Here is a 24,141-nt window from a genome sequence, read left to right as displayed (position 1 = left end):
TAGGAAAAACAATAGTGCCTTATCACAGTTTTGCATAAATGTAACCGCAATATGATGATTTTTAAGAGTAGTGCAACCAAACTTACTGAATGAGTACTTTGAGCGCGATGCAGATGGCCACTCTAGCGCGTTTCTGGACAAAAACGTTTCAGAGCCGAATGACGGCTCTGTGCCAACTGCTGCCATTCAACAATAACTTAACAACATAAATTCAATTGTGTGAACGGACGTTAAACTAATTTTTGGAAAGAAATGTTTTAGTACAAGCGCTTCAATGTCTAAAATACCAATAGCAAACCTAATGGACATTACTCAAATCAACCAAGCTTAATATTGTGCTAAGTCCGATACGACTCAGCACACAGAACTAAAAATGTTGAATACAAAACTAAAAGCTGGAGAAGAGATATAACTCCTTACCTCAAAGGTATATCACGAGGTAAAGCGATACCTTCTTGATGTTCCTTTTTCATCTCTGAATCTAAATTGATTGCCAATGATAGATACATTATGGAGTTTCTGACTAACTTTATTAATGAAAATAGTCGAACTTCAAGGTCATCAACCGTTATATGAAGTGTATGAGAAGAAAGCTTTTGTTTTTCATATCGTTGAGAGTTTAAGCCCGCAAGTTCATCTTCAAGCTTTTTTTGCCTAGCCCTATTTTTTTGTTCTAAATCCTTGGTTTTCGACCTTCGAGCGTTTGCAATTTTCTGGTTTGTTTCGTCTAACTTGGTTTCCAGTTCTGAATAACCACTATTGAAGCGCTCAGTTGATAGTTTATTTACGATATCGAAGTTAGTTATCAAGTGGTATGACTCTGTGTCAACAACAACCAAAGAGCGATGTTCCATAGCGTTTCTAATTTCGCTAAATTTTTCAGCACTCGGATTAATCCATTTTGAGACTGATTCAAACCCTTTTACATCTCTCAATTCTTGTAGGATAAAGAAAAGAGCATTGATGAAGTGGTTTTGACCACCTTCCAACTTCTCGTTTGGCTTCCAACTTTTACCATTGAGCTTTTGGAATAGCTTATCAATGTAGATCTTATTGTCTTTTGATATGTCATTCAGATCAAAGAAGCGGTGAATGAAATAAGCAATTTTATCGAAAAGGGAATATAGGATTTTGAATGCAGATTTCAAATGACTGACTTTCAAATTATCAATCGCACCACAGCGAGTATCTACGTGCTGAAAGGTCTTGTTAAAGTAATGAATTTCATCATTTTCAATAGACATTGCTTGATACATTAAGTATCTCGCATAACAGTAATCATTTTTAATCTCATCGTAGTTTCCGTGATAAGTCAGTTCATCAGTTTCACTGAGTAAATCATTGAAGCGTTGAGTAAACGAAGATAAACCAAGTACATCTTGATAAACTATCTCAGACTTACACACATCATTTAAATCGTTGATAAACAGCCGATTATCAGCACACCATGATAAGTATTTCTTCTGTCTGTCAGATTCAAATTGCTCTTTAAATTCATCAAAATAGTTAAATGAATCATCTTCATAATTTTCGTGATACCAGCTTCTAAAATGATGAAGCCGTCCACCCTCATCAATCGGGATACGCTGTTCTGGTTCAAGCAACTCCTCAAAAGGTTTGAGTTCTTCTAACAGTTTCGCAGCAGTATAGTAATGATATTCTCTATGTCCTGAGTCATAGATAGAATCTGCTATAAACAGTTCATTTCGAGCCTTTGCAACGTAGGCAACTGGATTATTGTCTAATCGTATTGCTTCATCATAAAGTTCAATACAACATAATGCTCGCCCTTGTGAAGAAAGGTGATTGGCTAAGTTTGTACAGATCATTGATTTTAACCTTATGGTATTAGGTGAAGCCTCAACGCTGTTTATCACTGCTAATGCTTTTCGATAGCAAACAGCTACTTTTACCATCTCTTGTGAGTACCACTTGGACGTTCGAGGGTGATATAAGGCAGAATAACAATTAGCCAATGCGTAATAGTATTGAGCTTCATAAAGTGCTGAATCGAACTGGTACTCATGTGCTTCGTGCTCATCTACGTAGACTTGCAGTTTTACTAAATCACCTGATAGCAGCAGGTCATCTGCTTTTAGTGAAAACTCTACCAACTGTTCATACTTCATCCTAAACCCTTACCTATAAATATCAGCTCTCATATTGCACCTTAACTTAATGAATTTCATCTTAAATATTCAATAATCCGTCCAACTTTTCATTCTTGTCTTTTGGTATATAAAGTAAATAAAACATAGCTTTACCTATTCTAAATGCACTAATAACATATAAATATTCTAAGGTTGAACAACTAAGCAGTGTGCAACGATACAAAAACTTACCACTGCACTTAAGGCTCTTTATAGATTTCTTAATGGAATTTACTGAAACATAAACTGGATACTTCACTTTGGCTCGAAGTTTAACGTTGCTAACACGCAGTGGGGCAAAGGCAGCATAAGAACACTGCCTGCGTTAAATCAACAATCGGTTTCTCTCGATATTTTAATGGCGTCTTCAATCTCTATTCCCAAATATCTGATGGTGTTATCAATTTTTGTATGACCAAGTAGTAACTGAACGGCACGTATATTTTTGGTTCGAGCATAAACCAAAGTCGCTTTGGTTCTTCGCATTGAGTGAGTTCCATAAAGGTCAGAATCAAGTCCTAATTGCTCAGCCCAGCTCCTGATGATAGACCTGTAATATGAATAGCTTATTGGTTGATTAGAGCGACGTATACTCCGAAACAAATAATCACTGGGTTGCAATTTAACTTCTTGAATCCAATGGATAATACTTTGTTGTGTTCTCGGAGTTATCTCAAATTGAACTTCGATCCCAGTTTTCTTCTGCGTTAATTGAACCCTTTCAAATACTTGATCGAGAGTAGTGACGTCTCGAACTTTTCAAGAGAGTAAGTCACATGATCTTAGCTTGCTATCTATAGCCAAATTAAGTAAAGCTAATTGCATCAAGTGGTTTTGAATTTCAATTCGAGTGCGAATACGCCAAATCTCTTCAAGCTTGAAAGGGCGTTTCACACCAGTAGCATTGTGGTTTAGTTCTGGTTTCATAGTGACCTCCTATTTAAAAGTCACTATGAGGATAGTGGATGTATTACTGATTAGGATTTGGACACTTCCGATTTACCAAGCTTTGAAGGTTATGAGTATCCGAATAACTTTTCTATTCTAAACTACAGGAATTACTTGATCAATTACGTATTCCACTATACTAACCATATCTACATGATATTATATAATAAATACTGATTATCATCTGGGTGTATTACTTATGTCTATAGCTTTGACTGGTCAAATTAAATACGATTTTCAAGATCTAGTGTGTGTCCACTATATCCTAAAGTTCTACGATAAGAATGGTACAAAATTTTTTGTTGAGCCAGAGGGAGGAGAAGATGCAGAGTTATATTTCCTTGATGATACTGGTCAATCAAACAAATTTGAAATTCAGGTGAAAGGCTCTGAAGAACCTGTTAATCAAGAAAAAGTTGCTGAATGCCTTGGGCATTTCCCTGCTTACGGTGATAATAATTTTTTACTTGAACGCCTTCTTCTAAACAAAAACTCTCGCGCTGTGTTAGTTATGTCTGGTAGAGCAACCGATTCATTGCAAAAATACCTTCCTAAAGGCGACTGGCAGGGAGGCATACATAAAACGACACATTTCAATCAGCAAGATGCTCAATTAGTTTTAAATGCAGTTAGAGAATATGCTTATTCATTACCTGAAACTCGTAAAAATAATGCTCGTAGAAGCCATATCGTTCAGTTCTTTGAATCAGTAAGTATCAACGATATAAAAGAATCTCTTTCTCGGTTGATTATTATAGACAATACAAGCAAAGATAATCTTACAGATAGCTGCCGAAGGATATTGAGGAACAACTTTCAGGTACCAGATGATATGTTTAATCATATCATCAATGGTCTATCAACCATTATAAAGGATGGCAAATTATCTCAAAAAGACACAATTGCTCCCTTCTTGCAATATCTAAATGAAAATCCTGCTCTATCCATTCGTCCTAAAAATTATATTCAAAGAGATCAAGAAGGTGTTTGGGTAGAGCAGTTAAAAACACATGATTGCCTACTACTATCAGGAAGACCTAGGGTTGGGAAAAGTAATAGCGCTAAATGGATAGCTTCAGAATTTCAATGTATAGGTTATTCCGTATTGTTGACTCAGCACGTTGATGAAGCAGAGCGTTTTCTACTTGATCCAGTACATACTCCTAGATTAGTTGTCCTTGATGATCCATTGGGTGGAATACATCCTGTGAATAAGCAAAATGAAAGTCTTGGACTATTGAAGAGACTCATCACTAACTTACGCCCAAATAGGAAATTAATTGTTGCTCAAGGACAAGAACGATTATTAGAGATTACTGAGACCGAAATACTTGCGGACGCTAGTATTGTAGGGAAAGATTGGATAGACCTTTCTGATGTAACAGTTGATCTCCTTCTTAATCATTGGGATTCTTTGAGAAGAGAGTTTTCTATTTCAAATAATATTTTCAACATGGTGTACAACTCGTTAAAAAAAGAAAAGATAAATATTGAACTAGGATGTTTAACTTATTTGGCTGCTGAGCATGGAAAGATTAAAGACAGTTCAAATATCGATCAAGTTTTGGGCTTTGCTCGAAAAAATGCTGTTGATTTGGGCAAGGCCCTTAGTGAAGAAGGGTGTAAAAATATATTAATGGGTCTAGCAATAACTAGCAGTAATCTAGAGCCTGTCAATGAAAAGGATCTTGCTTATTCGTTAACAAATAGTGAGCCAAACTTTCATGGTTACTCGCATATATCTTCAACTTACTCCTCTTTTGGTAAAACAAAGGATAGTGAAACTCACGTTTTCCCCAAATACCAGCATAACCCAGAACTTTCACAAGATGATTCAGATAGTCTTGATTTATTAGAGTTACGTTGTATGGTTGAATTTAATGATTATGACCAAGCTACTTTTTCTCATCCGTTCTATCGCTCTGCTGCTGAGTCACTATTCAATATTAGTACTCGAAGGGCATTCCCTAGGATAGAGCAGATTTTAAAAAACGGCATTTTTTGTCTATCTCCATCAACAGCTAGGGCAAGCGCCAGAAACCTCAACTGGATTTACGAACGGGTAAAAAAAGACACCGATAAAGTTAAAATATTTGAACTTGCCAAACGTGGCCTAGACTCTAGTTATCCATCGGTGCGAGATATCTGTTTTGAGTTCTTGATTGATAATATGTTTAGCTTTCCAAATGAATGTGAGAATGAGCAAAGTAAATGGATTTATAAAGTTAATGGAAAAAATCTAGATATTTTGGAGTGGCTAGATGGACAGCCATGGTATCCAATGGGTGAAAGCGTTAGCCTAGAATCCTCTTGGTTGAGTACTTGCAACAAAGATAAAGTTTTAAAAATACTGTCTGACATTCATAATGATGCTGCAATAGTTATTACTCCCAAAGATGCATATGATGTACTAACTTACTTAGAAGACAAACCCGAAAAGTTAACTCATAGCGCTATATCTCGAATATTAAGTATTAACGAAGGTTTGATTCGTGCACTTGCTGTAAAAACCTGGCTTAAAATAAACCGAGAAAATGATTGTCAAATACTTGCCCGTATTTTTAGAGATAGACATCCCGCAGTAGCTGAATCAATATTCAAATCTACAATGCGATCTTGGAACCAATTTAACTTTGAGCGACAGAAGTACTTATGTACTGAGTTAGTAAAATTAGCAGACCAACCTGTGTTAGCAAATGCGATTATCGATGATCTTGTAGTGTTCGAACGTCCCCATAAGATGGGAGAAAATCCTCCATGGGAAGTGTTTGCTCAACTTTTACCAATCGCATTATCATCCCTTCCACCTAAAGTTAAGTTAAATTTTGGACGTCTAGATTGTGTAGTAAATGAAGCTATCAGAATATTAGACTTAGAGTATACCATTCCTATTATTGATAGCTGGATAACGCTACTTGAAAAGCTTTCGGTCAAATCGCTCCCAGACGATTATGCTCTTGCAGTTACAGATACACTGATAAAGATAACTAAATCGAACGATGAAGCTAGAGGAGGACTCATCAGCCGATTATTATCCTTAAATGGGACCGGATGTATTGTACGCGTTATTTCTGATCTAATGTATGATTGGGCTGTTTTAACCAATGAAGAAAAAGAACTTGTTATCGAAAGTCTATGCACGGACAGCGAAGACAAGTATTGGCGACAAGCGGCTGTTTTAACTTCACATAGAGCCCCTTATGAGCTTTTAAAATTAATCATTCCTAATTGGCGTTGTCAAACTTCAGACATGTTGCAAGCTGAGGATATTTTAGATTTACCTCATAAACTTCTATCATCAGCGGTCCAAATGTACATTGGAGAGCCGCAACCATTGTGGTGGATTGGAACCCATCACAGAGAAAAGGACGTTTGGCCGAAGGTCATCGAGTTGATTGCACAAGAGCCTTCACACCCACTTTTTAAACAGGCTTTTAATCAATTATTATCGCATGGAGCTTGTACAGAACTATGCTCAGTTATTAATAAGTGGGGTGCGAGTCACTCAGATGTATTATTTGAACTAATGTTTCAATATAAGCTTGATACAAGTGGGGAATTTATGCCCGAAGTTTGGGAAGCTTTATTCCAAACGGCTTCAAGTGAGACGTGCTCAAAATGGATAGAGCAAATGGCATCACACTCATTGACTATTTTAGATTCATTATATGAGGCTAAAGGATGGGTGCCGAAAAACTTCTTAAATGAGTTTTATTCTTACTTTATAAATGACGAATTGATAATGAAAACTCTCCTTCAATTTTCTCGGATAAAAGATGAAGCATCGGAATGCTTTACTAAAGACAATCTACATTTAATTACGACTATTATAACGGAATTATTCGTCAAAAATCCGCCATTACACTATGACACATGTGACTTTGCAAAAAGAATATTTGATAAGCTGGGATGTTCATCTCAGGAGGCTCAGTTTATTCAGAAAAGGCGTGATGAGTTAATGGAAGAGTTAAAAGCATACAGCATTGACAGTAAACCAGAAAAAATAACAGATTGGGTTTTTTAAGTGATATTTCAATTTAAAACACTCCCCAGCACATAATCATTAGATAAAGTAAGGAAAAATAAGTGTTACGAATTGTTTAGGGCTATAGCCCTAAATTATTTCGGGGCAGAAACGATTTACGCTTGAAGGTACGTTTTTGGCACTTTTCTACCTATCAAAAATAGAGCTATTCGTCATTTTCACTGGCTTTTATTCGATGGCTCAGATAACCACCAAACAACACCCTGCTCTTTTCGTTAAAACTTGTTGCTGCTTGTAATTGTTTTCGCATTATCCACCATTAGATCACGCTTATTGTCCAAAGGGTTACGCTGTCGAAATGGTCTATGTGATACCGTACTGGTTTTGTTCTTTGTCGCGCTCTGCTGCGAAGGTGCATTAAAATAAGCTCAAGCTATCTTAACTTTATACCAATCGTGTTAAGTTACTGACCATTTATAGCGACAGATAAATACAGTGATAACAAGGCGTAAATTTTGACATGTAGTTGTTCTACTTGAAAAAATTATAACGCAGTTAGCGCTTTAGTTAGCTCGCTAGAATGGTTAAATATTTAAGTCGATTGGTATTACACCTTGCCTACTAACAAGCTGAGTTTGTGCAGCATTTGGACCAGCTATAATAGCAAGAAATGCAAATTGCCTTATAAAGATTAACTCTGAACCAATTTATCCAATATGTAAAAGTTACTCTTGATGCTCAAACTGACCGCGATATACTTCAAATACTTTTAAAACCGTATGTTGCGCTTTACTAAGGCCATCAAACCAAGCATCAAAAATTTCATCATCGTCTTGATCACTTAATGCCAAATACTGTGCAAGCAATTCAACAATGTCATTATGGGTGCAGCTTAATGGGTCTATTTGTTGTGCTAGGACACTATGATCACGACTACGTAATGTCTCCATGACGCCCTGATCTATTTCCTGACTTTGTTCACTACCATGCTGTTGTTGGGCTGAACCACTCATAATAATCTGACTCCTATTCTTGATTACTTATTATTTATAACAGGCTAATTCCCAATAGCTAGTTTTTTTAAATCAACTGCTGATTTTTTAACTTGTTTGTGTGAATAAACATCAAATTAGCTACTTTACCAACAACTCAAAAATAGTATTTGCAAAGAATTCTTATTTACTATAAATTATAGTGATAATATCACATAACATTAATTTCCAGTAAAAGGCTATTTATGAAACCTAATATTCACCCTGATTACCAAACGGTTGCTTTTCATGACACGGCCGCCGATAGCTACTTTATTATTGGTTCAACAATTAAAACTGATCGAACCGTTGAGTTAGATGGCAAAACATACCCTTACGTACCTATTGATGTATCAAGTGACTCACATCCATTTTATACTGGTAAGCAAAAATCTGTTGCAACAGATGGTCGAGTTGCTGCGTTTAATCGCCGCTTTAAAAACTTAGGGAGCAAATAATCATGAAAGTCTTGAGTTCATTGAAAAGTGCTAAAAACCGCCCGGGATGTCAAATTGTTAAACGCAAAGGACGCGTTTTTGTGATCTGTAAAGACAATCCACGCTTTAAAGCAGTGCAAGGTATGAAAAAGAAAGGAAGAAAATAAACAACTATCATAGACTGTACACCTTGATATAGGCGTACAGTCTTTAAGGCTAAACTTAAATACAATCTAACACTACTTACCGAACAACAGCTCCCAAAACCCTGGTGGCTCATGCAGTTTATGGTATTGCTTACGGAGCCCATCAATGGCTTTTAACGGTCCTTTGGCTGCTTCGAGTCCTTGCTCATTCGCTAATTTTTTTGCAAGTTCAGCTTTTGCGATCACTTTATCTAAACCTTGCAGTGACTGCTCAGCCTCTTTGTGAAAAGTGGCTGTTTTACTTCGCTTAACCAATATCATAAATTCATCGATCGCGGTATTAAACTCCTGTAGTTGTGTTGCTTCAACAGTATGCTTGAACGCAAGCCCCATATTCTTCATGTTGGCTTCAAGATCTAAATCGTCGTTAGCAAATAAACTCGGAACAAACAGCAGTGCCACAAGACACAGAAATACTTTCATAATAATCCTAACAGTTACAACTCAAAAAAGATGAAAAATCATTATACACTCCAGCAGCTATGAATATAACCTTACTCTAAGTGTGGTGAAAATTAATTTTGTGTTAGAATTCGTTTTTGTTGATGAGATGTGTTTTGGGTTTAGAGCGAATGCGAAGATTAAAAAAACAATTTCTGATTTTCTTGTTGTGTTTAATAATTAGCCCTTCTAGCTTTGCCAAATTAAACATTACCTTTGTAAATCCCGGGTTTGCAGATTCATCTGATGAAATAAATACAACCGGTAACTTTTGGTTCAAAGTATCTAAGATTATGCTAAATGCGGCGGATGACTTAGATATAAACTTGCACATAAAATACGCGAATCGTAATCATATTTTGATGAAAGAGCTTATCAGGCAGGCAATTAAAGACAAGCCTGACTATTTAGTTGTGGTAGATGAAAAAAGCGTTGTCAGTAAATACTTAGCAAAATTAAATACCAGAAATATCCCTATTTATTTTTTATATAGCCGACCTGCTATCGGAAAATTTATATCATTAAAACGAGCTGGCGTTAATATTATTGGCAGCGTCATACCGGATAATTATGCTGCAGGAAAAGTGCTTGCACAACAGTTACTTATTAAACACTCAACAACATCGACTCAACCTGCTAATATACTCGCCCTTATTGGCGATTATACAACGCCTGCATCGGTAGAACGTGTTGCAGGCCTAACTGAATTTGTTGAGCAACATGAAGATGTTAACTTTATTGGAAAAGAGGTTGCCAATTGGTCTGAACAGGAAAGCTATATAAAAACGTTAGCGTTTATGGAGTTTGCTCCTGAGATCAATATTATTTGGTGCGCAAATGATGCTATAGGATTTGGTGCAAAACGGGCATTACAAGCGCTCAATAGTGCACATAAGGTAGTTGTTGGTGGGATGAATTGGGATTCTGTGCCACAAGGTATCGAAGCATTAGACATAACATTGGGTGGTCATGTGCTATTAGGTGCCTATGCACTTATTAATATAGTTGATCATCATAATGAAAATACTCGAGTTCCCCTAAATCATTCATATTTATCCATATTCAGTAACCTTACTACTGAAACCATACCTCTTGTAAAGCACATAAATGAAACTGATTTAGCCGACATTGATTTTGCTCAATTTAGTAAAACTGTAAAGGGGATTTACAGCCCTTTACAGTAACTCTGCCGTTTTCCAGTAAAATAGCTAACTATTGTCGATTCGATAGCCATAGCGGCTGATAAGGCGCAAGTTCAATACTTTGTTGCCCCTGCTCTATTGCCTGAGCAGAAATAAGTTCAAACCACTGCTCAGTATCAATTAAGTTCAGATCAGCTAATAGCAGAGTCTGAGGCTCATCGCTAATGTTATAAACACAAAAAACACTTTGCCTACGGTCTATACTTTGACGCCAAAAACCAAATAAAGCACCGGTTAAATGTAAGGTAAATTGCGTCGCATTAGGGTGAAAAGCATCTTGCTGCTTACGAATAGCCAGTAAATTATTGATTTGAGTAAACACGTGATAATGATGACTTGATTGATCGGCAAGCTTTTCAAGTAGTGCCGACTCTTGCCAACGATGACGGTTAATACAGCGGTTATGCTGGCTATTTTCAAAGCGTTCATAATCATTGGTGGTACCAAGTAAACTATGAATATAAAGCCCAGGAATGCCTTCGAGGGCAAACATAATAGCATGAGCACAGGTAAAACGTTGTAAGCCCCACTTATCCACGCCTTTATGAGTGCCTTGTAAGGCATCAAATAACGCAATATTAAGTTCATAGGGTGAGCTGGTGCCATTATTCGCTGTGCGCATTGACACCTTTGCGCCAAAGCGACTAACCGTATTGACCATTTGCCCTAGTTCATCCTCGTCAAGCAACCCTTCGACAGGACGTAAGCCAATTCCATCGTGAGAAGCTATAAAATTAAAGTAGGCAGTACCATTTTGCGCTGGCGGCATGCTCATCATCCAATGTTTGAGCGCTTTACTGTCACCACTGAGCAAGGTATGTAATAACAAAGGCGGCAATGAAAAGTTATAAATACAATGTGCCTCATTGGCATTACCAAAGTAAGATAAATTTTCACGATTAGGAATGTTTGTTTCAGTGATTATAACTGCACTTGGCTCCACATGCTCTATTAGCGTTCGCAGTAATCTGATCACTTCATGTGTTTGCGGTAAATTAATGCAAGAAGTATTAAGTTCTTTCCATAAAAAAGCCACAGCATCAAGGCGAAATATCTTTATACCATTATCCAAGTAATGGCGAATAATACCTACAAATTCATTAAGCACTAATGGATTAGCAAAATCTAAGTCAACTTGATCTGGGCTAAATGTGCACCAAACATGGCGCTCCCCTAGTGCCGTTTGCACTGTATTAAGTAGCGGTGATGTTCTTGGTCGCACAACGTCAGATAGATCGTCATTTAAGCTAGCTGTTTTAAAGTAGCTTAACCCCGGCTCTTTGCCCTGAATAAAGTTTTCAAACCAACGACTGCGACTAGAGCAGTGGTTGATCACTAAATCAGCCATTAGCTTTACATCTTGAGCTATTCCTTGAATATCATCCCAACTACCAAGAGATTCATTCACTTGTACATAGTTCATTACCGAAAAGCCCTCATCAGAGCTATAAGGATAAAAAGGTAATATATGCAACGCGTTAATCGTTCCCGCACACTGGTTTTTCATAAACCGATGAAGGGTATGTAACGGTGGTTCACTCGGTACCGCAACTGCTTGATCTGCATCGCGATAACGCATAATTGAATCGCCATAAGCAATCAAAATTACATCTTGCTGATCCCAGCGGTTTTTATGCGGCGTAGGGTCTCGAACCGGGTCGTCTCTTAACATGGTAGTGATCAACATGCTTGCAAGCGCATCAATACTCATACATAAGTCAACACCCTCATATATACTCGTCAGGTGCTGTTCAACCCGTTGTTCAAATAACGCTTTACTCATTACCCTACCCCGTTGTTTATACTAATTTTTAATTATTTATCTGTAATTACTTCTCTGCTTAAGTATTATTATGAAAACTCTTTATTATCAAGCTCTACTGCTTCTTCTAAACGCGCAAACACATCTGGCATTGCTGAAGCAACTCGGTTCCAGCTGGGTACAAATGGCGCTTCCATTGGATACTGTAAAAAATGCTCACCTGCGTTCATAATGTTTTGCGCAAACATTTCTACTGCTTTTTCTTCTTGATGAATATCGAGTTTTAAGCCGTTCATCATGGCATCGTTATGATAAGTTTCAATAAAATCCAGTGCGATACGATAATAAGTTGCTTTAAGTGACCGAATGGTTTCCGTGGTAAATGTCACTCCTTGCGTGGCTAACTTACGAAACAGCGCTTTGGTGATATCTATCGACATTTTTGATAAGCCAGCCGCTTGATTATCCAGTGACAGCGCTTGGTGTTTATGATCATAGTTATCTGCAATATCTACTTGGCACAAGCGATTGTGTGAGTAGTTACGGTACATTTCAGACAGTACGCCAATCTCTAAGCCCCAATCGCTAGGAATACGAATATCGTTGAGCACATCACGGCGAAACGAAAATTCCCCCGCCAGCGGATAACGAAATGAATCCATATATTCAAGGTAGTCAGTGCTGCCTAAAATGGTTTTAAATGAACGCAATAAAGGAGTAACGAGTAAACGCGATACACGGCCATTGATCTTGCCATCAGCAGTACGAGGGTAAAAGCCTTTACAAAATTCATAGTTAAACCGCGGGTGAGCAACTGGATAAATTAATCGCGCTAATAAACTACGGTCATAAGTTAAAATATCACAATCATGCAGTGCTATTGACTCAACTTTTGCCGTTGCCAATTTATAACCCATGCAGTACCACACATTACGGCCTTTGCCGAGTTCACGCGGCGCGACGCCTAACGCTTGCAACTCTTTATCGAGTGCTTGCAAACGTGGCCCTTCGTTCCAAAGCACGCGGTGATGTTGGTCAAGCTCTGCAAAAAATTGTAATGCATGACGATACTGACTCTCATCGGCCCTGTCTAAGCCAATCGTAATTTGCGACAAATAAGGAACATGTTTCAATTCTTGCACAATATTTTGTAATGCAGAGCCCTCAAGTTCACTGTACAAGGAGGGTAAAATCAAGCCCATTGGCCGTTGTTTTGAAAAGCTAACGAGTTCAGCTTCTAGATCAGCCAGCGGACGGTCGGCAATATTATGTAATGTTGTTATGATGCCATTTTGGTAAAAATCAGCCATGTGATTGCTCCTGTTTAGACGCTAATTGCGCTTTGATAACACTTAGATCTGCTACTTCATCGAGCCAACCTTGTGGGGCTGGGTGTTCACTAACACGCCATGGTTTGTGGGATAATTTTGCCTTGGCTTTACTGGCAGGATTATTAATTAAAATCGCGATATCTGCGGCATCCAACATCGCCATATCATTTTGGCTATCACCCAGTGCAATAGTGGTGAAAGCATGACGACAATGTTTTTTAAATTGCTCTACTAACCAGTTTTGCGCTTTACCTTTATTGGTACTGCGATTTAAATGAATAAAACGCCCGCCTATTAACACTTCATAACCAAGCGGTTTTATTGCTTCTAAAAAGTCAAGTAGCTGTTGCTCTGTGCCTTGCCAAAAAAGCGGATCTGAATATTCACGAATACGGGCAAGTTCGCTTTGTGCTAGGCTCAAGTCTGTTATCTGACTGACTTCTTGCGCTGATAATTGACTGAACAAACGGTAATAAGCACTAAACTCGCTACCGTATTCAAGTAATTCACTGTACAACTGTTTATTGGTTGGCGACAGCGCATAACGCCAGTGTTCATCCAGCTCTTCGCAGCCAATTGGTTTTAATGAAAAATAATTTTTTGGAATATATACAGCCCCGCCATTTTCAATAATAAACGGCTGGTTTAACCCAAGTGATTTTTGCAGTGCGATTACCTCTGCAAACGTTTTGCTGGTATTAAAAACTACAGCGATACCTGCGCGACTCAATTGGCTTAAAAACGGAGCAATCTCAGTACATTGGTAATCGTTATGATCAAGTAACGTACCGTCTAAATCAGTGAAAATAAGTGGCATTGCAACATCATCAGCGCGAAGCTTCATGGCACTAATATCACGTACTTTATCTAGGCTCAGTAATGCATCGACTTGCTCTGGTAACTGAGTTAAATTTTCTCGCGTAATACGTTCAAAATGAGAAATAAATCGCACTAATTGTTGCTCATCGAACGTTCCTTGGCCTCGTCCTTTATGCGACAGTAATTTTTGCTCTTGCTCTAATCGCCACCCATATACGTCGGCAAATGACGGTGCTTTTAGCATCACGGTATAATCAATCATTGCAAAAATATCTTGGTATTCATTCGCTAAACAACTGTTTACACAGCGTCGCCAAATACCTTCAGGATCCTCGTATTGTTCTAATTGATTAACTGATTGATGTAATTGATAAGGTTGTTGCGCTATGCTACCAACACACCAACCTTCAAAAAAAATGATATCAACAGGCTGTTTATTAGTAGGCCATAACGCTTGCGTAACTGGATCATCGGTTTGTTTATCAAACTGTGGCAAAGGCACCCCTACTTCACCTGCAAGTAACGCGGTAAAAGTCTGCTGCATAAGTGCTGTATCATGGGTACCTGGCACACCACGCGTTGCAAATAACGGATGTACATCTTTACTTAATTGTTGACGATGCGCGTGGCTGTGATAAAAATCATCAATCGACATCGCAATACTATTAAACGCTGTATTACAGTTGATCCAAGTAACTAAAAAATCTGCTAATGTCGTTTTACCTGAGCCTTGGCAACCATTGATTGCCACCAGCATTGGACCATCAGTTGGTTTGCTGTGGAGAATATCTTCAGCGAGTGGGACGAAATACTGTTCACTCAAATACTGATATTTGAGTGGCAGCTGATGTTTTGCTAAAAATGGGGTGATATCCACAATATTTGTCTCTTGCATTAAACGCTCCTGATCAGTATGACACTGTTAATGAGGTAAATGCAGTTACTAGACCAGTTTTATAACTTTATATTTTTTAGTTAGTTAAAAAAATAGCGCATATTAAATGCGCTATTTTGGTGCAAATCATTAGCTGAATGTGCAAAATATTACGTTGGCTTATCAGCCTTTGGTAACACTAAATTAAGCACTATGCCTAAAATAGCGCATAGGCTCACGCCTTGTAAGCTAAATTCGTTGCCACCGATATGCATACCACCAATGCCACACACTAAAATGAGTGCCACAATACTGAGGTTACGTGGAGCCGTTAAGTCTTCTCCACTTTCCACTAACGAATTTAAACCCACCACAGCAATTGAGCCAAACAGCAAAATCATGATCCCCCCCATCACAGGTACTGGTATGGTTTGCAAACCAGCGCCCATTTTAGCCACAAACGCTAAAATAATGGCGATAATGGCAGTCCACATCATCACTTTAGGATTAAAGTTACGCGTAAGCATCACTGCACCGGTGACCTCTGAATAGGTGGTATTAGGTGGCCCGCCGAATATAGACGCTGCAGTAGTAGCTAATCCATCACCAAACAAGGTGCGATGTAAGCCCGGTTTTTTCAAATAGTCTTTATTGGTGACTTGGCTAATCGCCATCATATCGCCAATATGTTCAATAGCGGGGGCTATTGCCACCGGCACCATAAATAACACCGCTTGCCATTTAAACTCAGGCCAAGTAAAAGCTGGCATTGCAAACCACGGTGCATTAGTAACAGCATCAAATTGCACGATCCCTAAATATAGCGATAAACTGTAACCTGCGATGACTCCAGCTAAGATAGGGATCAGCTTAAATACACCTTTGCCCCATACCGCGAAAATTAGCGTCACTAACAACGAAAATGCCGCCACCCAAATGGCTTGCTCGTACGCAATCAACTGAATTGAACCATCGCCGCTTTTACCCATTGCCATATTAACTGCAACAGGTGCCAGTGCTAAACCAATTACCATGATCACCGGACCGACCACAACTGGTGGTAATATTTTATGCAGGGTAGCTACACCTTTTAATTTCACTAATAGACTTAACAACATATAAGCCCCGCCTGCAGCCATTAAGCCCCCCATTGTGGCAGGCACACCCCATAGCTGCACGCAGGCAATAATAGGGGCGATAAACGCAAATGATGAAGCTAAAAATATCGGCACCTGACCTTTAGTTACCAAATGGAACAGCAAGGTACCAATACCAGCCGTAAAAAGTGCCACATTTGGATCAAGCCCCGTTAATAAAGGAACTAACACCAAGGCACCAAAGGCGACAAATAACATTTGCGCCCCAGTTAAAATTGTTTTGATTGAAAAGGTAGAGTTATCCACTGTTAGACAGTACCAAAAATTTTATCGCCAGCATCACCAAGACCAGGAATTATATAGCCTTTCTCATTTAAGTGGCTGTCTAATGATGCGGTAAAAATCTCTACATCAGGATGAGCTGCAAGGGTTTTTTCAACCCCTTCAGGTGCGGCAACCAATACAATCACTTTAATTTCTTTACAACCCGCTTTTTTCAGCATATCGATAGTCGCAATCATCGAGCCCCCAGTTGCGAGCATTGGATCAATAACGAGGCTCAAGCGCTCATCAATTTTGCCTACTAACTTTTCAAAGTAAGGAATTGGTTCTAATGTTTCTTCATTACGTTGCAGGCCCACAACACTGACTTTTGCAGCAGGCAGTAACTGCATAACACCATCCATCATGCCAAGGCCAGCACGTAAAATTGGCACAACAGTAATTTTTTTACCTTTGATGTGTTCAACATCTAATTGATTACCATCCCAACTGGTAATTGTTACTTTTTCCAGTGGCAGGTTTTTAGTCGCTTCATAGGTTAATAATGTACCCACTTCAGACGAAAGCTCACGGAAACTCTTAGTACTAATGCCATATTCTCGCATAAGGCCAAGTTTATGTTGAACAAGTGGGTGGTTAATTACATGAATAGTCATAATAGCGCCTAAAAGAAAAATAAATTGCGCTTATTTTAGCTTAAAAAATTCCATCAGACTTTAAAAAAGCATGATCAGTGCAATAAAAAAATTATTTTATGTTCCTAATACAGCGCTTTATCTCATTTAATCCGATAATTGTCATTTTCAACGCAACTACACTATAATAATAGCTATGAATAATTTGCTCACATAGGTTTTATGTCAAAGTTTGTTATTGGGCTCTTGATTGGTATTTTAGCAATAATGCCTTCATTAGCGATGGCTAAAAAACCATTAAAGGTGCAAATGATGACCGACTTTGCATCACAGGAAAATGATGATCCATTTAACATAGCCACTCAATTTTTGCTCGATATTGAAAAGCAGCTCAATGGTGCAATCGCGTTAAACTTTATCACAGCGAGTAGATTAAGGGAGTGGCAACAATTGCATGCAATGAAAGATGTGTGTTTGTACAATAAAGTCAAAACACCTGATCGCCTTGAAAATGCATTATTTAGTACCTCCCCAATTATGGCTTTTCCGGCCAACCGCTTAGTGGTGTATAATCATCCAGAACTGCCTGAAAATATTAGTTTAAATGATGCGGTAAATAAATATAATCTCACCATCGGCATTGCTTCAGGGCGTTCATATGGTCACGAAATAGATAATTATATTACCAAGCATCCTAAATCATTTATGAGCTTAGGCGGCACAACAGGTGCTTATCGCCTTAGTCAAATGCTATTTCAAAATAAGTTCGATGCCGTTATTGAATACAGATCGGTGTTTACTTCTCGTCACGGTACAGATCCAAGCACAGAAAATATCCGCTATCTCAGCCTAGACGACACGAATCAAACAGTGTTTGGCTATATTGCATGCTCGCAGTCAGAACAAGGAAAGCAAGTGATTGCATTATTTGATCAAGCATTACAAACGCCTGAAATCCAGAAAATAATCATTAGTAGTCACACACAAATATTTGCACCGCCGGAGCAGGCGCTGATATTACACGCATTACAAGATGCTTTTAACGTAGCAATACCTGCACGCTGATTTAGTTGTTTAAAATTTGCTCCATCACCCAACTAGTATGTGCGGCCGAATGACCTGTTGACGGATGTGTAATATTTTCAAATAATGACGAGGCCATATTTTGCACATGATATTGTTGAACATGAGGCGGGTTTTCAATGCTCAGTTGTTGCTGACCACTTTCGTTAATAACCGTAATTGCTTGCTCATCAAATACGCTAAAGCTGATCTCGCCCTTTTCACCGTATAAAGTAACAACATCAAAACGAGAAAAACCACCAAAGTTCCAACTTCCTGAGCCGGTAATACCGTTTTTATGCTGCCAACACGCAGTGATTGCATCAAAAGCGCCATATAAGTTTTGCTGGTTTGTCGCCAGTCCTTTCACTTGTTCATAATCACCAAATAAGTAACCAAATAAATCGAGACCATGGCTGGCTAAATCATCAAAATAACCTCCTGGTGCGATAGTTTTATCGGTACGCCAATTGTAAACACCTGATCTATCTTGCTCGCTGGAGGCTTTACTTAAGTGCCAATTAATATGTCGCACCTGGCCGATTTCGCCCGTGTCAATCAGGCTTTTTACTTTATTAAAGCGCGGTAAAGAACGTCGATAATACGCGACGAACAAGGGAACATTTTTACTGCTGAAAGCTTCAAGAATAACTTCACTGTGAGCCAATGTAGGCGCCAGTGGTTTTTCAATACAACATGGTTTGCCCGCAGCAGCAACTTTTAGCGCAAGCTCCATATGGCTATCTGGAGGCGTTGCGATATACACGGCATCAATATCAGAACTTACGATCAATTCATCGGCCGTTTTAAATACCATAGGCACGTTATGGCGTTTTGCGTAATCTTCAGCGAGTGCGGTATCTCGTCGAGTAACGCCTTGCAACACAAAACCTTTCGTATTTTTATACGCAGGGCCACTTTTCACCTCGGTTACAGCGCCACAGCCAATCATTCCCCAACGGATCTGTTTCGTCATTCTACGTTACCCCAAAATTTGTTTTTGTAATTTGATATTGCATATAAGCATTAATTTTTACGTGTTCTGGACTCCAGCCCATTAAAAATCGGTAAAAGTCAGCCCATACAACTGGCCATAAGGTTTGCCATTCGTTAATAGCAGCATGGCTATATGCGCTTTTATCAAATATGTGCATGGCGTTGGCAAAATATTTAAAGTAATCGGCTAAGTAATCATCAGCTCTTTGTTGTAATTGCTGTTCATTTAAACAACTACCCAAAAAGTACATAACGTCAATAACACCTACTCCAGCGCCAACATATTGAAAGTCATATCCTAAAACTTCCATAGTCGAACTATTAACAGCGAAGTTCGCAAGTTTTGCATCACCATGAATAAGCGTTTGATACTGACATGCCCGAATAGTTTGATCGATGCTGTGTGCTTGTTGCTTGATAGCACAATCTGCCATTTTTTCATACTCGTCTGGCCGAGTGGCTAAATGCCAATAACTCCCCTGCGGCCATAAGCCATCAGCTTTGACTTGAAAATGAAAAGCATGAAAATACGCCAACCACTTAATAATGGCTGTAACATGTGTATGGATTGGTTTTGCGTTTACAAAGCCACTCTCTGTAAAATCAGCAAACACTAAGACTTTGTGCTGTTCATGTTCTATGGCATTAAAACACCTTAAAGCACCTGCTCTAGATGGTAATCGCGACGCATAATGCTGATACCAATGGAATTCGACTTCATACGAGTGACGCTTTCGGTTAATTGCAAACTCAGTTTGCGAAATTCGCGGATGATTTATGTGATCGGGCACACTAATCGCTTTAATGACGCAGGCTTTACCGTCTAAACGACAACGCACTATTTCACCACAGCCACTCCATAAAGCAGTGATTGTTTCAGTGATTTTAATATTTTTATAATGAAGACCAATTAATGGCAGATAAAAAGACATACGCACCAATATTCATAAAAACACCTAGTATGACATAAACATTTTAAGATTAAAGTGCTTACAGGCAACGCAGAACACTACTTAACTACATGTTAGCAATCATTATCTTTTTGCCAGCTTACTATTTCAACATAATGTAAACCAATGCATTGATTGAAACGTATCAATTCGCACCAGTTATTAAACGAGTAATATATGTTTTCATTCTTTAAGAAAGACCCAACTAAAAAGCTACACAAGCAGCTTTCTATGAAACTAGAACAAGCCATGCATGCCCAACGTAATGGCGATATACGCAAATACTCAGAACTCTCCTTTGAAGCAGACCAAATAGACAAACAAATAATAGAGATAGAAAAACAAAATAAGTAAATATAATATTTAGCCTGCAATCTAAAATTATTAAATGGGGCTTTTTATTGAGCCCCGTGAATCGTGGTTGAGTCAATTCATACAAATCAGCCCTTTACACAAACTCATCCTCACTATTTCAACTACTTATCCTGACACCTAATGGTGCTGGGCTAGATTGAATGACCTGAACACAAAGAGCATCCTAGCGCTTGTTAGGGAAGGAATAATTTTATTAACATAGCGAGAAACGTTGAGGCACTATGAGTAAAAACCGGAGGTATCGTAATACCTCCCATTTTAAAAGGCGTTGTTACTTAATAAAGTTATCTCGGATTAATGAAATCACTTCATCTGAGCGACCATTAAGAACGGCTTTTACTCCAAATAAGGCAGTAGAAACTACTTGATTAGCCTCTATTTTAGGGGGCATTACTAATTCCATACGATTAACTTTAACTTCTAATAATGCAGGTCCTTCATGATCTAACCAAGCTTGCATCGTATCTGGGAGTCGCTCTGGAGTATCAACTTGCCACCCCTGCAAACCAATTTGTTCAGCTAATAAAGCAAAATTTGGGTTATGCAGACTCGTAAAGTTATCTAGTAGACCTTCAACTCGTTGTTCCATTTCAACAAATCCAAGAGATTCATTATTGAAAACCAATAATTTCACTGGGATTTGCTCTTGTACTAGTGTCAGCAAATCCCCCATTAACATTGTTAAACCACCATCACCACACATCGCAATCACTTGCCGATGTGGGTATGCATTTGCAATACCTAGCGCTTGGGGATACGCATTTGCCATTGTGCCATGCAGTAGGCTTGTTAAGAATCGACGCTCACCTGTAGCCTCTAAATGGCGTAGTAACCAGACCATCGGACTCCCACCATCAGCGGTAAATATAGCATTTCTATCGGCTTTATCACTTAGTAGTTGCGTTAGGTACTGAGGGTGAATTAGCTCACTCTCATGCCTTGCTTTTCCTGCATACTCTTTTTTGTCCTTTTGCCACTGCTCTAGTGCATTATTTAGATGAGAATCATCAGAGCGCTGTTCAAGTAAAGGCAGTAATGCCTCAATTGTATTGGCTACATCACCCACCAACCCCAAATCGATAGGTGTACGTCTTCCTAAATGTTTCGCCTGTGTATCAACTTGAACAATTTGTGCATTTTTCGGATAAAACTGGGTATAGGCGAAGTCTGAGCCTAAACATAGCAATAGATCACAGTCATCCATTGCTTGCATGCCAGCCAAATTACCTAGTATACCTGTCATACCTACATTAAACGGGTTATTAGGTTCAACAAACTCTTTTGAACGAGAGCTGTGTGCAATAGGTGCTTTTATTTTATCAGCAAGCGCAACTAGTTGGTCATGTGATTCACGTGCGCCAATCCCCGCATAAATCGTGATCCGCTTTGCACTATGGATCATACCCGCCAAGGTGTTTAAATCTGCGTCATTTGGACGAATTAACGGCTGTGGTTGGTGTACCGACCAAGCGATATCATCTTCAATTTTATTTTTAAATATATCGCCATTCACTACAACCACCGCGACACCTTGATGAGTTAACGCAGCTTGGGCCGCTTGGGCAACGATCCGTCTTGCTTGACTAGGATGATTAATACGCTGGCAAAAAACGGAGCACTGATCGTATATCTTAGTTTGGTCTAATTCCTGTGGAAACCCCATGCCTTCTTCAGAGCTATCTACATTTGAAGCAATGAGTACAACTGGCGATCCGTTACGATGGCTTTCAAAAATACCATTAACAAAATGCAAGCTTCCAGGACCACAGGTGCCGGCACACACAGCTAATTGCCTAGTCATATATGCTTCACCGCCAGCAGCGAATGCCCCCACTTCTTCATGTCGAACATTGATCCACTCTAGAGACGTTTTACTGATTGCATTAGTAAAGTGGTTAATTGTATCACCCACAATACCATAACAACGTTTTGCACCCGCTTTTATTAGCGTGTCAGCAATTACTTCGGAAACTGTAATACTCATTAATAATGCCCTCTATTATGTGCTGATAAAGTTTTTCCCATCGCTTGTGTTATGTCTTTAATGGGTTTGAATGTATCCGGTGAAGCCGCCTCCCACCAATCGCCATAGGCTGTATCTTTAGGTGCGTCAAGCAAGCTATTTGCAGGCAAAAGCGGGTGAATATCAATAATCGACTTAGATTGAGCAGCGTTAACACGGGTAATAATTTGATGCGGGTTAAGCTCGCTTGGGTGAATAACACCACTTGAGCCTACAATTTCAGCCAGTGCTGAGAGAGTTTTGGCATGAAAGCGAGCAGCCCGTTCAGATTGTATATCAATATCTAAGGAGCGTTGACGCTGCGGATCTTGTGTTGCAATGCCTGTAGGACAAGTTCCCTTGTCACAACGCCGCGCCTGAACGCAACCAATCGAAAACATAAATGCACGCGCCGCATTACACCAGTCAGCTCCTAAAGCAATGTGCTTTGCCATTCCCATACCATTATAAATTTTACCGCTGGCACCTAACTTAATATGTTTTCTGAGCCCTGTGCCCACTAACATATTTTGCATCATTACGAGACCATCTTCTAAAGGCATACCAACCCAATCAGACAGTTCACTAGGAGCTGCCCCGGTGCCGCCTTCGGCACCATCTACAACGATAAAATCAGGATAAATCCCTGTACTTAACATTGCTTTGCCTAATGCCATCACTTCATGAGGCATGCCAACACAGAGCTTCAGACCTACGGGTTTATTGCCTGATAACTGACGCATATTTTGCGCAAATTCCAGAAGCTCAATCGGGGTTGAAAATGCAGAATGCCCTGAGGGAGACAAGCAATCTTGATGAATAGGCACTTGTCGCGCGTTGGCTATTTCTTGGGTTACTTTAGAGCCTGGCAACATGCCACCATGACCCGGCTTTGCACCTTGGCTTAGCTTAATTTCAGTCATTTTTACTTGTTCGATTTGCGCTTGGTCAGCAAATTGCTTGGGATCAAAACGACCATGTTTATCACGACAACCAAAATAGCCAGTGCCGAGTTCCCATACAATATCGCCACCGTGTTTTTTATGATATTTGCTAAGCCCTCCTTCACCGGTGTCATGATAAAATCCACCAATTGAAGCGCCCTTATTTAAAGCCTCTATCGCTCGCCCAGATAAAGCACCGAAGCTCATGGCCGAAATATTTAATAAAGATGCATTATAGGGTTGGCTAGACTGCTCATTACCAATCGTGACACGTGGTTTTTTATCAGGCTCTGCGCTTGGTGCCATTGAGTGGCACACCCATGTATAACCATCTTCACGGACATTTCGCTCAGTGCCCAGCGGCTGTGTGTCACTTTTACCCTGAGCCCGATTATAAATAAGATTACGCGCAGCAAAACTATATGGCGTCCCTTCTAAATCATCTTCTACAATGTATTGACGCAAAAATGGACGCAAATCATAAAAAATATGGCGCACCCATGCAATTACAGGGTAATTTCTCAAAAGTGTATTACTCTTTTGAAAGCGGTCTCTAACGCCAAGAAAGGATAAAAGTGCAAGTATAATAATTAAACTGAGTGTCCAATAATT

At 39.1% G+C, this 24,141-nt stretch carries 19 protein-coding genes and 1 pseudogene; 7 read left to right on the top strand and 13 right to left on the bottom strand.

What is annotated here, in order from left to right; genetic code table 11:
* Positions 1–70: 70 nt before the first annotated feature.
* Positions 71–196, top strand: coding sequence for a hypothetical protein (locus H5201_RS23215; RefSeq protein ID WP_259399701.1), 126 nt, complete (start codon positions 71–73; stop codon positions 194–196).
* Between the two features lie 220 nt (positions 197–416).
* On the opposite strand, the gene H5201_RS13605 is transcribed toward H5201_RS23215, so the two are convergent.
* Both H5201_RS13605 and H5201_RS13600 read right to left on the bottom strand, forming a co-directional pair.
* The gene (locus tag H5201_RS13605; RefSeq protein WP_182784845.1) at positions 417–2,129 is read right to left on the bottom strand and encodes an LA2681 family HEPN domain-containing protein; all 1,713 of its coding nucleotides are present in this window, start codon (positions 2,127–2,129) and stop codon (positions 417–419) included.
* 351 nt (positions 2,130–2,480) lie between these two features.
* A pseudogene (locus tag H5201_RS13600) lies at positions 2,481–3,077 on the bottom strand (tyrosine-type recombinase/integrase).
* 220 nt (positions 3,078–3,297) lie between these two features.
* Between H5201_RS13600 and H5201_RS13595 the strand changes: the two are divergent.
* Complete coding sequence (locus tag H5201_RS13595) at positions 3,298–7,122, top strand: hypothetical protein (RefSeq protein WP_182784843.1); 3,825 nt, start codon at positions 3,298–3,300, stop codon at positions 7,120–7,122.
* Between the two features lie 686 nt (positions 7,123–7,808).
* On the opposite strand, the gene H5201_RS13590 is transcribed toward H5201_RS13595, so the two are convergent.
* Entirely contained in the window at positions 7,809–8,096 is a 288-nt protein-coding gene (locus tag H5201_RS13590) for a hypothetical protein (protein ID WP_149980142.1), read from the bottom strand.
* 224 nt (positions 8,097–8,320) lie between these two features.
* Between H5201_RS13590 and H5201_RS13585 the strand changes: the two genes are divergently transcribed.
* Together H5201_RS13585 and ykgO are read left to right on the top strand one after the other, a co-directional pair.
* The gene (locus H5201_RS13585) at positions 8,321–8,572 is read left to right on the top strand and encodes a type B 50S ribosomal protein L31 (RefSeq protein ID WP_145236032.1); all 252 of its coding nucleotides are present in this window, start codon (positions 8,321–8,323) and stop codon (positions 8,570–8,572) included.
* Positions 8,573–8,574: 2 nt separating this feature from the next.
* Positions 8,575–8,718, top strand: coding sequence for a type B 50S ribosomal protein L36 (gene ykgO / locus H5201_RS13580; RefSeq protein WP_149980141.1), 144 nt, complete (start codon positions 8,575–8,577; stop codon positions 8,716–8,718).
* 72 nt (positions 8,719–8,790) lie between these two features.
* On the opposite strand, the gene H5201_RS13575 is transcribed toward ykgO, so the two are convergent.
* Positions 8,791–9,180, bottom strand: a complete 390-nt coding sequence (locus tag H5201_RS13575; protein WP_182718730.1) for a cytochrome b562 — start codon at positions 9,178–9,180, stop codon at positions 8,791–8,793.
* Between the two features lie 149 nt (positions 9,181–9,329).
* On the opposite strand from H5201_RS13575, the gene H5201_RS13570 reads away from it, so the two are divergent.
* On the top strand, positions 9,330–10,382 hold the full coding sequence (locus H5201_RS13570; RefSeq protein WP_182784841.1) for an ABC transporter substrate-binding protein: 1,053 nt from the start codon (positions 9,330–9,332) through the stop codon (positions 10,380–10,382).
* A gap of 28 nt (positions 10,383–10,410) precedes the next feature.
* Here H5201_RS13570 and H5201_RS13565 read toward each other — a convergent pair whose 3' ends face one another.
* The 5 genes from H5201_RS13565 to upp all read right to left on the bottom strand — a co-directional run bounded on the left by H5201_RS13565 (position 10,411) and on the right by upp (position 17,221).
* On the bottom strand, positions 10,411–12,183 hold the full coding sequence (locus H5201_RS13565; RefSeq protein ID WP_182718727.1) for a sugar phosphorylase: 1,773 nt from the start codon (positions 12,181–12,183) through the stop codon (positions 10,411–10,413).
* Between the two features lie 68 nt (positions 12,184–12,251).
* Positions 12,252–13,472: a glycosyl transferase gene (locus tag H5201_RS13560; protein ID WP_149980138.1), complete on the bottom strand. Its 1,221-nt coding sequence runs from the start codon at positions 13,470–13,472 to the stop codon at positions 12,252–12,254.
* A complete protein-coding gene (locus H5201_RS13555; protein WP_182718726.1) occupies positions 13,465–15,207 on the bottom strand; it encodes an HAD-IIB family hydrolase in 1,743 nt (580 codons plus the stop codon). The genes H5201_RS13560 and H5201_RS13555 overlap by 8 nt, the downstream gene beginning before the upstream one ends.
* A gap of 149 nt (positions 15,208–15,356) precedes the next feature.
* Positions 15,357–16,589 carry a uracil-xanthine permease family protein gene (locus H5201_RS13550; RefSeq protein ID WP_182784839.1) on the bottom strand — a complete coding sequence of 411 codons (1,233 nt, stop codon included), beginning with the start codon at positions 16,587–16,589 and terminating at the stop codon, positions 15,357–15,359.
* 2 nt (positions 16,590–16,591) lie between these two features.
* Complete coding sequence (gene upp, locus H5201_RS13545; protein WP_145236059.1) at positions 16,592–17,221, bottom strand: uracil phosphoribosyltransferase; 630 nt, start codon at positions 17,219–17,221, stop codon at positions 16,592–16,594.
* A 201-nt stretch (positions 17,222–17,422) separates the two neighbouring features.
* On the opposite strand from upp, the gene H5201_RS13540 reads away from it, so the two are divergent.
* Positions 17,423–18,265: an ABC transporter substrate-binding protein gene (locus tag H5201_RS13540; RefSeq protein WP_182718724.1), complete on the top strand. Its 843-nt coding sequence runs from the start codon at positions 17,423–17,425 to the stop codon at positions 18,263–18,265.
* 1 nt (position 18,266) lies between these two features.
* Here H5201_RS13540 and H5201_RS13535 read toward each other — a convergent pair whose 3' ends face one another.
* Together H5201_RS13535 and H5201_RS13530 are read right to left on the bottom strand one after the other, a co-directional pair.
* The gene (locus tag H5201_RS13535; protein WP_182718723.1) at positions 18,267–19,238 is read right to left on the bottom strand and encodes a Gfo/Idh/MocA family protein; all 972 of its coding nucleotides are present in this window, start codon (positions 19,236–19,238) and stop codon (positions 18,267–18,269) included.
* Between the two features lies 1 nt (position 19,239).
* Positions 19,240–20,190, bottom strand: a complete 951-nt coding sequence (locus tag H5201_RS13530; RefSeq protein WP_182784837.1) for an oxidoreductase family protein — start codon at positions 20,188–20,190, stop codon at positions 19,240–19,242.
* A 195-nt stretch (positions 20,191–20,385) separates the two neighbouring features.
* On the opposite strand from H5201_RS13530, the gene H5201_RS13525 reads away from it, so the two are divergent.
* Positions 20,386–20,562 carry a DUF6435 family protein gene (locus H5201_RS13525; protein WP_182762539.1) on the top strand — a complete coding sequence of 59 codons (177 nt, stop codon included), beginning with the start codon at positions 20,386–20,388 and terminating at the stop codon, positions 20,560–20,562.
* 292 nt (positions 20,563–20,854) lie between these two features.
* On the opposite strand, the gene H5201_RS13520 is transcribed toward H5201_RS13525, so the two are convergent.
* Both H5201_RS13520 and H5201_RS13515 read right to left on the bottom strand, forming a co-directional pair.
* A complete protein-coding gene (locus H5201_RS13520; RefSeq protein ID WP_182784835.1) occupies positions 20,855–22,567 on the bottom strand; it encodes a thiamine pyrophosphate-dependent enzyme in 1,713 nt (570 codons plus the stop codon).
* The gene (locus H5201_RS13515) at positions 22,567–24,054 is read right to left on the bottom strand and encodes an FMN-binding glutamate synthase family protein (RefSeq protein ID WP_220497175.1); all 1,488 of its coding nucleotides are present in this window, start codon (positions 24,052–24,054) and stop codon (positions 22,567–22,569) included. The genes H5201_RS13520 and H5201_RS13515 overlap by 1 nt, the downstream gene beginning before the upstream one ends.
* Positions 24,055–24,141: the final 87 nt, after the last annotated feature.

Origin of the sequence: Pseudoalteromonas sp. SG43-6 (assembly GCF_014164365.1) — a bacterium.
In the GTDB taxonomy this organism is placed as follows: domain Bacteria; phylum Pseudomonadota; class Gammaproteobacteria; order Enterobacterales; family Alteromonadaceae; genus Pseudoalteromonas; species Pseudoalteromonas rhizosphaerae.
The sequence above is the reverse complement of the archived record's forward strand: the minus strand, read 5'-3'. Positions and strand labels throughout refer to the sequence as shown.

Excerpts from the sequence above, each read along its gene's own strand:
- H5201_RS13605 (WP_182784845.1), bottom strand. The coding sequence starts at position 2,129 with ATGAAGTATGAACAGTTGGTAGAGTTTTCACTAAAAGCAGATGACCTG.
- H5201_RS13595 (WP_182784843.1), top strand. The coding sequence starts at position 3,298 with ATGTCTATAGCTTTGACTGGTCAAATTAAATACGATTTTCAAGATCTA.
- H5201_RS13590 (WP_149980142.1), bottom strand. The coding sequence starts at position 8,096 with ATGAGTGGTTCAGCCCAACAACAGCATGGTAGTGAACAAAGTCAGGAA.
- H5201_RS13585 (WP_145236032.1), top strand. The coding sequence starts at position 8,321 with ATGAAACCTAATATTCACCCTGATTACCAAACGGTTGCTTTTCATGAC.
- ykgO (WP_149980141.1), top strand. The coding sequence starts at position 8,575 with ATGAAAGTCTTGAGTTCATTGAAAAGTGCTAAAAACCGCCCGGGATGT.
- H5201_RS13575 (WP_182718730.1), bottom strand. The coding sequence starts at position 9,180 with ATGAAAGTATTTCTGTGTCTTGTGGCACTGCTGTTTGTTCCGAGTTTA.
- H5201_RS13570 (WP_182784841.1), top strand. The coding sequence starts at position 9,330 with ATGCGAAGATTAAAAAAACAATTTCTGATTTTCTTGTTGTGTTTAATA.
- H5201_RS13565 (WP_182718727.1), bottom strand. The coding sequence starts at position 12,183 with ATGAGTAAAGCGTTATTTGAACAACGGGTTGAACAGCACCTGACGAGT.
- H5201_RS13560 (WP_149980138.1), bottom strand. The coding sequence starts at position 13,472 with ATGGCTGATTTTTACCAAAATGGCATCATAACAACATTACATAATATT.
- H5201_RS13555 (WP_182718726.1), bottom strand. The coding sequence starts at position 15,207 with ATGCAAGAGACAAATATTGTGGATATCACCCCATTTTTAGCAAAACAT.
- upp (WP_145236059.1), bottom strand. The coding sequence starts at position 17,221 with ATGACTATTCATGTAATTAACCACCCACTTGTTCAACATAAACTTGGC.
- H5201_RS13540 (WP_182718724.1), top strand. The coding sequence starts at position 17,423 with ATGTCAAAGTTTGTTATTGGGCTCTTGATTGGTATTTTAGCAATAATG.
- H5201_RS13535 (WP_182718723.1), bottom strand. The coding sequence starts at position 19,238 with ATGACGAAACAGATCCGTTGGGGAATGATTGGCTGTGGCGCTGTAACC.
- H5201_RS13530 (WP_182784837.1), bottom strand. The coding sequence starts at position 20,190 with ATGTCTTTTTATCTGCCATTAATTGGTCTTCATTATAAAAATATTAAA.
- H5201_RS13525 (WP_182762539.1), top strand. The coding sequence starts at position 20,386 with ATGTTTTCATTCTTTAAGAAAGACCCAACTAAAAAGCTACACAAGCAG.
- H5201_RS13520 (WP_182784835.1), bottom strand. The coding sequence starts at position 22,567 with ATGAGTATTACAGTTTCCGAAGTAATTGCTGACACGCTAATAAAAGCG.